This window comes from Halovibrio sp. HP20-59 (genome assembly GCF_033052795.2).
Classification (GTDB): Bacteria; Pseudomonadota; Gammaproteobacteria; order Pseudomonadales; family Halomonadaceae; genus Vreelandella.
In genome coordinates this window covers 45,350-56,160 of sequence record NZ_JAWJUW020000021.1, presented here as the reverse complement: position 1 = coordinate 56,160, position 10,811 = coordinate 45,350, and the positions used below count along the sequence as shown (strand labels likewise).

At 48.4% G+C, this 10,811-nt stretch carries 7 protein-coding genes; all 7 read right to left on the bottom strand.

The annotated features are described in order from the left end of the window. Positions 1–251 precede the first annotated feature (251 nt). Positions 252–1,589: a UDP-glucose/GDP-mannose dehydrogenase family protein gene (locus RZA33_RS17375; protein ID WP_317508967.1), complete on the bottom strand. Its 1,338-nt coding sequence runs from the start codon at positions 1,587–1,589 to the stop codon at positions 252–254. A 67-nt stretch (positions 1,590–1,656) separates the two neighbouring features. Continuing rightward, positions 1,657–2,679 carry an NAD-dependent epimerase gene (locus RZA33_RS17370; RefSeq protein WP_317508966.1) on the bottom strand — a complete coding sequence of 341 codons (1,023 nt, stop codon included), beginning with the start codon at positions 2,677–2,679 and terminating at the stop codon, positions 1,657–1,659. 29 nt (positions 2,680–2,708) lie between these two features. Beyond that, positions 2,709–4,910, bottom strand: a complete 2,202-nt coding sequence (locus tag RZA33_RS17365) for a polysaccharide biosynthesis tyrosine autokinase (RefSeq protein ID WP_317508965.1) — start codon at positions 4,908–4,910, stop codon at positions 2,709–2,711. A gap of 74 nt (positions 4,911–4,984) precedes the next feature. Further along, a complete protein-coding gene (locus RZA33_RS17360) occupies positions 4,985–5,452 on the bottom strand; it encodes a low molecular weight phosphotyrosine protein phosphatase (protein WP_317508964.1) in 468 nt (155 codons plus the stop codon). 1 nt (position 5,453) lies between these two features. Then, positions 5,454–6,578, bottom strand: coding sequence for a polysaccharide export protein (locus RZA33_RS17355; RefSeq protein WP_317508963.1), 1,125 nt, complete (start codon positions 6,576–6,578; stop codon positions 5,454–5,456). A gap of 341 nt (positions 6,579–6,919) precedes the next feature. After that, on the bottom strand, positions 6,920–9,043 hold the full coding sequence (locus RZA33_RS17350; RefSeq protein WP_317508962.1) for a nucleoside-diphosphate sugar epimerase/dehydratase: 2,124 nt from the start codon (positions 9,041–9,043) through the stop codon (positions 6,920–6,922). 636 nt (positions 9,044–9,679) lie between these two features. After that, entirely contained in the window at positions 9,680–10,669 is a 990-nt protein-coding gene (locus RZA33_RS17345) for an alpha/beta hydrolase (RefSeq protein ID WP_317508961.1), read from the bottom strand. Positions 10,670–10,811 lie beyond the last annotated feature (142 nt).

Below are 10,811 nucleotides of genomic sequence, written 5' to 3'. Positions count from 1 at the left end.
GCCTTGTCATGAGGGGATCCTAGACTGGGGGAACAAGTGCTCTTTATATAAGAAAATTTATAGTGAGTCACTTAGCACCACGAGTACTTGCAGACTGAGAAGTTTATTACGCTGCTCTTGGGTAAGCAGTTTCCAAAGCCGCAGTACACGTTTAAACATATAAAACCTATTATCAACTTTTTAAAAGAATGAAATATGCGCGACAGGCATTTAGGAAACTGGAGGTTGTTCAATAAACCTATCACTATTGATTACACTGACTTGATATCGCGCCCAACCGAGTAATAAGTAAACCCTTTCTTGCGCATACGTGCTGGCTGGAAAATATTGCGCCCATCAAACAGCGTGGCTTCATTAAGTTGGGACTTGATAAGATCAAAATCCGGCGCCCGAAAGCTCTGCCATTCAGTCACGATCACGAGCGCATTGGCACCTTTGAGAGCAGCCTCCTTCGTACCACACAGTGTAAGGTCGTCACGCGTACCATAAATGCGCTGCGTCTCTTCCATGGCTTCAGGATCATAAGCTTGCACTTTAGCGCCAGCTTGCCATAGTGCCTCCATCAACACGCGGCTAGGCGCTTCCCGCATATCATCGGTGTTTGGCTTAAAAGAAAGCCCCCATAACGCAAAAGTCTTGCCTTCTAGCTGACCCGCAAAGTGACGATGAATTTTCGCGAAAAGCGTCGTCTTTTGCTCTTGATTTCGGGCTTCAACGGCCTTGAGCAATTTGGCATCAAAATCGATGTTACCTGCCGTGCGAATCAGTGCCTGAACATCTTTGGGAAAGCATGACCCCCCATAGCCCACCCCAGGATAAATAAAGTGATAGCCAATACGCGGGTCAGAGCCAATGCCCTGACGAACCATTTCAATATCGGCACCTAACAACTCGGCAAGGTTGGCCATCTCGTTCATGAAACTGATCTTGGTGGCTAGCATGCAGTTAGCCGCATACTTTGTTAACTCGGCGCTTCGTACGTCCATGACGATAACTTTGTCGTGGTTGCGATTAAATGGCGCATAAAGCTCACGCATCACTTCTATGGTGTCGTCGTTTTCAGTACCGATGATAATACGGTCGGGTTTCTGGCAGTCGGCAACGGCGCTGCCTTCTTTCAGAAACTCAGGGTTGGAAACCACATCAAATCTCAGGTCACCTCGGTCACGCTTGGCGAGAACTTCTTCTACTTTAGCTTTCACTTTATCGGCAGTGCCTACAGGCACCGTCGACTTATCAATGATGATCTGATCGCTCTGCATATGCTCGGCGATAGTTTGCGCCACCGCCAGAACATATTTGAGATCAGCCGAGCCATCCTCTTCTGGTGGCGTTCCGACAGCAATAAACTGCACTTGGCCATGCTTGACGCCTGCCTCGGCATCGGTCGTGAATTCTATTCGTCCCGCAGCATAATTTTCCCGCACTAGGGATTCCAGGCCAGGCTCATAAATAGGAATGTGCCCTTGAACTAGTCGCTCGACTTTATCAGCGTCCACATCAACGCATACCACATGATGCCCTACATCAGCCAAAATGGCGCCCTGTACTAATCCTACATAACCTGTCCCAAATACCGTAACGTTCATGCTGTTCCTTTCCTATTTCTGGTAGCTCTCACTACTGCACAGATGCAGTGTTCGGCCGCGAAAGCGCTCACACTTGATAATAATCACGATACCAAGCAACAAAACTTGCAACGCCCTCTTTTACCGGTGTTGCCGGTTGATAATCAACCGCCTTTTTGAGCTCGGTGCTATCGGCATAGGTATCTGGAACGTCACCTGGCTGAAGGGGTAATAAATCCTGCTTGGCAGTTTTGTCTAGCGCTTGCTCAAGCGCCTCAATGTAAGTACTCAGCTTCACAGGGTTATTATTGCCAATATTAAACAGACGATAAGGCGCATTACTGGTGGCAGGATCTGGATCATCGCTATTCCACTCGGCATTAGGTTCAGCAATCTGATCACTGGCTCTTACCACGCCCTCTACAATGTCATCCACGTAGGTAAAATCACGGGTATGGTTGCCATGGTTGAACACCGTAATTGGCTCATCCGCCAATATGCTTTTGGTGAACTTGAACAGCGCCATGTCTGGCCGGCCCCAAGGGCCATAAACGGTAAAGAAGCGAAGCCCGGTCGTTGGTAATCCAAACAAATGGCTGTAGCTGTGCGCCATCATTTCATTGGCCTTTTTCGTCGCCGCATAAAACTGTAAGGGATGATTGGCACCATCGTGTTCCGAAAACGGCATCCGCGTATTAGCGCCATAAACCGAGCTAGTGCTAGCGTAAGTTAAATGCGGTGTTTTCGCGTAGCGGCAGGCTTCCAACACATTGGTAAACGCGATGATGTTGCTCTCCACATAGCTGTGTGGATTTTCAATGGAATAGCGCACTCCCGCTTGCGCTGCTAAATGAATAACTCGATCAAATTTGTGTTCTTCAAAACAAACCGTCACCGCTGCTTGATTGGCTAGATTCTCACGAATGAAATGAAACGGAGTTCCTATCTCTGCCGATAAAGCATGCAGTTTTTCAAGACGGCTCTCTTTAATGTCGACATCGTAATAATCATTGACACTATCAAAACCGACGACTTCGTCGCCCCGCTCCAATAGACGGATGGCGGTGTGGAAGCCAATAAAACCTGCAGCGCCGGTCACCAGAATTTTCATACTTATCCCCTTTTAAATCCTTAGCTTACCTACTGATATTTGTAGGTGCCGTATCCGTAATAGCCCGACGCGCCTCTAGAGGAAATTTTAACGCCGTTCAAAATCGCACCTTGTATTTCAAGTCCACTACCTTCGAGGCGCTTTTTCGCCATTCGTATTTCACGTACTGAGTTCTTATCAAATCTTGTTACCAGCAGGGTAGTGCCACAATATTTACCCGCTACACAGGCGTCGGTTACGGCGAGCACAGGCGGAGTATCGACAATCACCATGTCGTACATTTCGCTTAAATCTTCCAGGGCCTGCTCAAATCCAGGGCGCATTAGCAATTCAGAAGGATTATTAGCGACGACACCCCGGGTAATAACATCATAATGAGCGATCCCCGTGGGCTTAATAATATCCTCAAGCGTCAGTTCGCCACTGAGAAACTCTACCAGACCGCCTGAGCTCGCTTGGCCAAAGGCATGATGCAAATTACCTTTACGAAGATCTGCATCAATGATGAGAACCTTCTTGCCCGCCATTGCCGAAATGGCGCCTAAATTGATGCTAACAAAGCTTTTACCGACACCAGGGCTCGGCCCTGTCAACATAATACGGTTATTGCGACCATCCATCATGGTAAAGTGCAGGCTGGTACGTAGGCCACGCAATGACTCAAGGGAGAGGTCCATAGGGTCTCGCTGTGCTAGCACGCCTCCGACCACGCTCTTTGACGCTTTTTTCCCACGCCTTTTTAACGCCCGATTGAGTTTTCGCTGGGCTGAAGACTGCGGCACCGAGGCATACACCGTAAGGCCTACACTTTCTAACTGCTCGGATGACTCAATACCGCGCTTTAATAGCTCCCTCAACAATATATAACCGGTAATTAATAGAAAACCTAGCGCCGTATAGAGTACTAAAAGACGAAATGAATTAGGCGCGATCTGCCCACTAAGCACAGCATTATCAATAATCCGGATATTACCGATTGTGCCTGCCCGGGCGACTTCGAGTTCTTGCACTTTGTTAAGGATATTGACGTATATCGCCTGAGTAACCTCGACCTCCCGCGTCCGTCTTAACACTTCTTGCTGGGCTGCCGGAAGCTCTTTAACCCTGGCATTGAGCTGTTGTAGGTCTTTTTCAATCTGACGACGCTGACGAAGTAGCGCTTGATAATTAGGGTGGCTGGGGGTGAACCGCTGAGCAAGCTCAGCTTCTTGAAATTCCAACTCGTCAAGACGTGTATCAAGCTCGATATAACGCTGAATAGCCGCCTGAGCCTCACTGCTAAGATCTACGCTATCCAGATTTGACCGGTAGTCGTTTAGATTTTGCTCCGCTAAATCTAGCTGTTCACGTAGTTCAGGCGCTTGTTTTTTAAGAAACTCAAGGCTTTGCTGCGCTTGTTCGGATTGACGTTCGATATTTTGGGTTAAAAAGGTTTGTGCTACGGCGTCCAAACTACGGATAATTTCCCTGGGCTCCTCCCCTTGCATCATTAAGCGAATCATACCGGTGGCACCGCCGCCACCAGCGACTTCGACTACTTGCAATCGGCTGGCAATACGTCGAATGGCCGAGGTCTTGTGCTGTCGAATCAGCACATATTGGGCGCCTTCGGCAGCGTCAAAGCTTTCAATAGTGAGCTCAAGGCCACCATTAAAAAAGACCTCTGGGCGACCTAGCGTACCCGTGACTACACGATTATCACCTTGCATAACGTAATAGGTGTCTTCGGGGCCACGCTCAACGATAAACCTCTGCCCTCGACTACTATCATCGGTGTTAAATCGAGCCACATTAATGCTCTCATTACCCCATACATGCGGATAACCCGCCATAAAATCAGGCCGGGGGATGCCTCTACGTAATACCAAGCCACCGATGAAAGGTAATTCAACGGGCGAAATAATGAAATCGCTTCCTACCCGCTCCACGACCTGGCCCAGCACCATCCGCGACTGCAGGATTTGCAGCTCTGCCGATGTATTGAATTCTCCTGCAGCTGGACCGGTAACATTCTCAACACCACCTAGGGGGCTAACGGTATTACGTCGTTCAACTTGAACCAGCGCATCGGCACGGTAAACGGGCGTTGCCAGCATGCCGTGTACAATACCAATGAAGGCAAATATTAAAGTAACGACAATGATTAGCCACTTTCTGCGAAAGAGCGCGCCAAACAGTCGGCTCAGATCTATTGTCTCTTCCTGGGTACTCTGCTGTAATGAGTCTGACATTGGTTCTATCGCTACACTCTCAGTCACACACCGTTAGGCATATGAAAATGGATAATTAAAAAGCTTTAAATTGTTTACCACACGCTTTTACCGTCGGTATTTTTAAGCTTTTTTCGCCACGCTAAACTTGCCGTTTTAATCGTGTCATAAACTAGCTGACAGACCTCATCGCTACGCTGATAAGGATCAGGGATATCTCGATCATCAATTGGTTTATCGGTTCTCCACATACCAAACAGTAGCGTTTTCCCCAACATCTCAGGCCATTTACGCGCAATGACCTGCCTTTGCTTGGCACTCATCACAAGAATAAGATCGGCATTGGCTAGTAGACGACGGTCAACCGACCGCGCCTGATGCTGGTCGAGGTCGTACCCATCTGCCTTCGCAAGCACCGCTATCCGCTTATCTGCTCCGCCTTTCCCCGCGGCGAGACCTGCCGACATCACTGCAATGTCAGTAAGCCCCTGCTGCAACATGGCAGCAGCAAGCGGGCTTCGGCAGATATTGCCGGTACAAACAACAAGGATACGTTTTAGCATATTAAAGTAAGTCGTTCAGGCCATCACTACTATTGCCCAAACTACCAGGTAAGTTGAGGGAAGGCAGAAGAAGGCTAATAACGCGGTTCCAGCGAGCTATTGGTGCGGTGGTTACGTAGACCACGTCTTTGGGCTCTAATTGGAAATTACTTGCCATCACGAAGGCGATCGCATTGCTAATATCTAACTGATAAACAGTGGCGAGTTTTGCCGCACCAGGCTCATTACGACGCAGTACAAAGATACCAGAAGGCTCTGCGGTCTGTTCATTGACCCCACCTGCACGTGCTAATGCATCTGTTAGTGATAAGCGCTCACGGTTCATGCGTAGGTTTCCAGGCGAGCGCACCTGACCCAACATAGCGACGCCTTGGTTATCAGCGCTGGGAAAGTGCAATAAATCCCCATCTCTAAGCAAGCGATTTTGACGTTGATCGCCTTCACTTAACAAGTCGAAAAGTGATAGCTGCTCTTCTATACCGTTGCGAAATAAAAGCATTTCATGCCAAAAAGCATTTTCTGTTGGCCCCCCCACTTCATTAACAGCATCCAGTATGGTCATCGGCACGTTGGTGACAGGAACCGATCCAGGCGAAGCAACCGCGCCAGTGACATGAAAGCGTTTAGAGTTAAAGGCGGCGATAAACACGTCTATTTGCGGTTCTGTTAGATAATCGGCCAATCTCCGTGTTAATTGCTGGCGAACCTCTTCGGTGGTTTTTCCTTCCACATGGACACGACCGATAAAAGGGTAAAAGATCGTTCCATCTGAACGTACTATGTTGCCTGACTCAGCGGCACTACGTTCGCCGCCAGTAGGAATTGTTAGTTCTGGGTGGTCATAAACAATGATACTTAGTATGTCACCTACCCCCAATGTATATTCATACGCTGAAATTTCTTCACGCAGCTCTTGGGTAACAGGGTGCACACGCCTTTCTTGTAATTTTTGCGACCAAATCATTTCCGGCGTAATCGGCTTGATATCGACTAGTCGCTTTAAATTAGGCGACTCCGACTCTGGAGCATCGTAATCAATATTCCCCCCTGGCGCTAAGGAGCAACCTCCTATCAGTAGTGCAAGCGAGGCAACAATCAGTAAGCGAAAAATAGTTTGTTTTCTCATAACAACATCTACCTGAGCGTGAATCGAGTGAGAGACCGTGAGGACTACGTTTCTATAAGAGGCGATTCCCGGTCGTTTGTAGCGTACGTTTGGCGTTTTTTATCTTCGTGATTTTAGACACGCTACCGCCCCGAGGTATTATTGGCGCATCCTCGAGGCCGGCTAATTTATCAGTTATTTGTTCCTGAACGCGCATAGACTCAGGGTCAAAGCGGTTTTATTACCGCACTCAGACAACGTAAAAACCATCTACCATGACTTACTCTAATCCGCAGGCGCAGTTGAATTTTTTCGGCAACGCTGTGGCCTTCTCATACACAAAATACTGGCCTATTAATCAATTAGTTTTGCCTGCCATTGACACTATTAATCACTAAACCCACCTTCGGGATCGCTTCTACCTCTTCCATAGAAAGCTTAATTTTTCCAAGTTGGCCCGTATTATTTGTTAATACGCCGTCAGCAAGCCCTTCTGAATGAGCGGGCGTCTTAGTAGACGCTTTTTTTGCCAAATGATGGAGAGGAGAAGACAGCCAAAAATGATCGACGATATCTGACTGGGGTTGGTAGTCCGTAGGGGCTGCAATCAGTAGTTCACGTATTTTCACAGCATCTTGATTTTTACATGCTGCCTCTAGCTGAGAGAGAACGGGTTCAAGCTCATTCCAAGCTAAAAAACCTTCTGATGCTGTCATTATTCGAGGATGCCGCGTTTTCGTTGCACTGTTTGTTGCTAACAATTCCTCATATAACTTCTCACCTGGGCGCAACCCGGTAAACTTGATCAGGATTTCGCCCTTTTTATCGAGAAGGATTTCTTTTGCTTGAACGGCGACTGTCTTTGCATCAGTAGGAACGGACATAAAGCGATAGCTCAACCCCGACAGCTTCACCATCCGAGTAGCAAGCTCGACAATTTTCACCGGATTGCCCATATCCAGCACAAAGACATCCCCTCCTGTTGCCATGCCACCGGCTTGAATCACCAGTTGGGAGGCTTCAGGAATAGTCATGAAGTAGCGGGTAATATCGGGGTGGGTAACGGTGATAGGCCCCCCCTTCTCTATTTGCCGACGAAAGAGTGGCACCACCGAGCCTGAAGAACCAAGCACATTGCCAAACCGCACCATTGAAAAACGCGTATCCGTTTGTTTATCTGCACAGGCTTGGCAAACCAGCTCGGCCATGCGCTTGCTGGCGCCCATCACATTCGTTGGCCGAACCGCCTTATCCGTGGAGACCAGCACAAAAGACTCAACGCCTTCTTTTATAGCGGCATTGGCGACTTCCATAGTGCCAAAAACGTTATTAAGCACACCTTCTGCGGGATTAAACTCAACGAGAGGCACATGCTTATAAGCAGCAGCGTGATAAATAGTGTCGACTTTAAAGGTACGGATCAGGCGGGATATAACGTCACCATTTCGCACCGAGGCCAATGCAGGCTTAACCTCAACGCTTAGCTTATCCTTCTCAATCAATTGAGCAAGATCTTGATCGATCTTATAAAGAGAGTATTCAGATGAATCAACGATGATTAGTCGTTCAGGAAGCAGCCGAATAATCTGTCGACATAACTCACTACCAATTGAGCCACCAGCCCCCGTTACCATGACCGATTTATGGGCAATATTAGCACCCATTAATTTGGGGTCAGGGGGGACAGGATCACGACCGAGTAAATCTTCAACACGCACATCGCGAAGCTCATTGAACTTCGCCTTGCCTGAGACAATATCTGCCATGTCTGGAATGGTTTGTACCGGTATCGACATCGGTTCTATGGATTCGATGACCTCTTGTCGCCTTGCGCGTGTTGCCTCAGGAATGGCTAACAGGAACTTCTCTACCCCAAAATCTTCAATTATTTTTGGGGTCGATTCAGGGCTATAAACTCTTAACCCCTGCACATGAGTCCCCTGCAAAAGGGGCGCATAATCAACAAAACCTACCGGTTCGTAGTCGCGCCCATGGCGTAAAGAAACCACCAACTGGCGCCCTGCAGCACCCGCGCCATAAATCAACACCCGGGTTTTTTGTAGCTGCTGACCGCGCTGATACATTAGCCGTAGCGCCAGCCGTATGCCGCCAATGGTAATGAAGGCCAGCATTGCGTAGATGAAAGGCACCGATCTAGGCACGGGCAAATTAAGCACCATGCTGACGATGTATAGCGTCAATGCCGAACCAAGAACACCTGCTGATAACGCCTGCAACGCTTTAATATCCATGAAACGCACGATTGAACGATAAAAACCAAGGCGGATAAAAATGAACAAGCTGACGGGCACCATGACCGGCAAAGCCAACCACACCGAACCATTGACCAAAAACGCTAGCGAATCTAACCGCAACAGCATCGCCAGCATAAAGCTGCCAACCATCAACAAGGTGTCAACAAGGAGCTGAATCAGCTGCTTGTGGCGTCTTGTTAACCCGAATAACGTCTTGATGAAAAACATCATAACGGCTTCCCCATGTTTGACCCTGCCAATACCCAATCGCCAACAACTAATGAGCCATGCCACTTATACTTACTTAATCTTAACAGTAAATTACATTTTTAATTTTGCCGTATGAATCCTAGAAAAATCTAAAATTTCTCTATAAATAGTTAATAAACAAACACTTAAATCCATCAAAGCGGCTTAATTTTTCACTGACGAACCCAGCATACAAGCAATTTTTTTCTATTCCGAGAAATCCTAGTTACTTTTCTACACGTTTATAAACCGATTCGCAACACTAAAGGCGGGTTTCGTACTACCAAAGGATCGCTTTTTGAGGATTAGGCGCAGCGTGGGGCGGTGATAGGAAAATGCCATATTTGCTAATTTTAATGAATTTTTTATTATAAACAATTGTATTTTAAAGATTTAATTTTTAAAAATACTCAGCACAAAACTTTAAACTGGCGCATCATTTTTCCCAACACTCAGTTACATAGTATTGATACGCGGATAAGAGACGTGCAAAACCCGCCTCAAAATACTCCATATTTTCAGTGGCTTATAATGAAAATAAAAGAGTTTCATACGCCATTTTCAGAACCCCAAAGAAGGGCGGTTAGCAGGGATACGTCATTAAGCTTGAGGTTTTTATTACTTTCCTGCGCTAGGGGGTTGGCTGATTTGATCAACAAACCTATCCAGTGCTTCAAACAGATCTTCACGGATAGGCCCGGCCTCGTTGACCAAGTGATGGCGGGCTTCCGGGTGGCGATGGATGTCGGCGTTGGGAAACTTCTTCGCCAGAATCGCCAAATTCCACTCCCAATCGACGGTCAGGTCCTCTTCACCCTGGAGGATCAAGGTAGGTAGCGGGTTGGGCTGTAACGCCAACAGGCGTGGCATCCAGCGGCGCATCGCGCTCACCCAGGCAACGCTTAAGCGCTCTGGCTGCAGCGGGTCGCCCTCACGTAAGAATTTGTTGAACTGCTCATCAGTAGAGTTGGGCCGGTATTTACGCGGCAACTCCTTTAAAAACGGACTGGCTATCAGGTGCAACCAGCTTGTTTGGCTCCACCCCCAAGGGCGAACCAGAGGCGCCAGTAACACCAAACCTGACCAGCCTGCGGCCTCGCGCCGGGTGAGCGCATCAGTGGCTAGAATCGCCCCGCCGGTGCTTTGACCCACCCCCAGCCACGGCGTGGGTGCCATGCCCTGGCTCTTTAAGGTTGTCTGCAAATGGTCGAGGCAGTGCTGGTAGTCGTCAAAATCGTCTATTTCAGCCCGTGCGCCACTGGAAAGACCGTGGCCGGGCAGGTCCCACAGCACCACCCGCCAGCCCTTGGCCAGCAGGCGTTCGAGCAGGTGGCGATATAGCCCCATGTGATCAAAGTAGCCGTGTACCACAAAGGCGGTGCCTATCGGCTGTGGCGGGCTCCAAACCTGGCACCACAGCGCAAAACGCCCCGTATCGATAAAACCTGCGTGGACTGCGTGCGTATCCACGAGCAGCGTTTCTAGGCCATAAAGCTGAAAATAATCTTGTACCGCGTCTGCCAGTTCATTACCTGGCAGTAGCCTCATTAGGGCGCTATCGCCTGAGGCGTGGCGGAATATGCCTTCCAGATGTTGGAAATCGCCCATCGTTGTTTCTCCATAACGCCATTTTCCGTTGGCCTAGACACGGCAGATGGATCGCGTACCCAACAACCTAACTAGTCATTTGGTCGAGCATTTTAGTGCTTTACAGTCTACGCTGTTTACATGCCCGAGCAGCTGTGGAATT

Excerpts from the sequence above, each read along its gene's own strand:
- RZA33_RS17375 (WP_317508967.1), bottom strand. The coding sequence starts at position 1,589 with ATGAACGTTACGGTATTTGGGACAGGTTATGTAGGATTAGTACAGGGC.
- RZA33_RS17370 (WP_317508966.1), bottom strand. The coding sequence starts at position 2,679 with ATGAAAATTCTGGTGACCGGCGCTGCAGGTTTTATTGGCTTCCACACC.
- RZA33_RS17365 (WP_317508965.1), bottom strand. The coding sequence starts at position 4,910 with ATGTCAGACTCATTACAGCAGAGTACCCAGGAAGAGACAATAGATCTG.
- RZA33_RS17360 (WP_317508964.1), bottom strand. The coding sequence starts at position 5,452 with ATGCTAAAACGTATCCTTGTTGTTTGTACCGGCAATATCTGCCGAAGC.
- RZA33_RS17355 (WP_317508963.1), bottom strand. The coding sequence starts at position 6,578 with ATGAGAAAACAAACTATTTTTCGCTTACTGATTGTTGCCTCGCTTGCA.
- RZA33_RS17350 (WP_317508962.1), bottom strand. The coding sequence starts at position 9,043 with ATGATGTTTTTCATCAAGACGTTATTCGGGTTAACAAGACGCCACAAG.
- RZA33_RS17345 (WP_317508961.1), bottom strand. The coding sequence starts at position 10,669 with ATGGGCGATTTCCAACATCTGGAAGGCATATTCCGCCACGCCTCAGGC.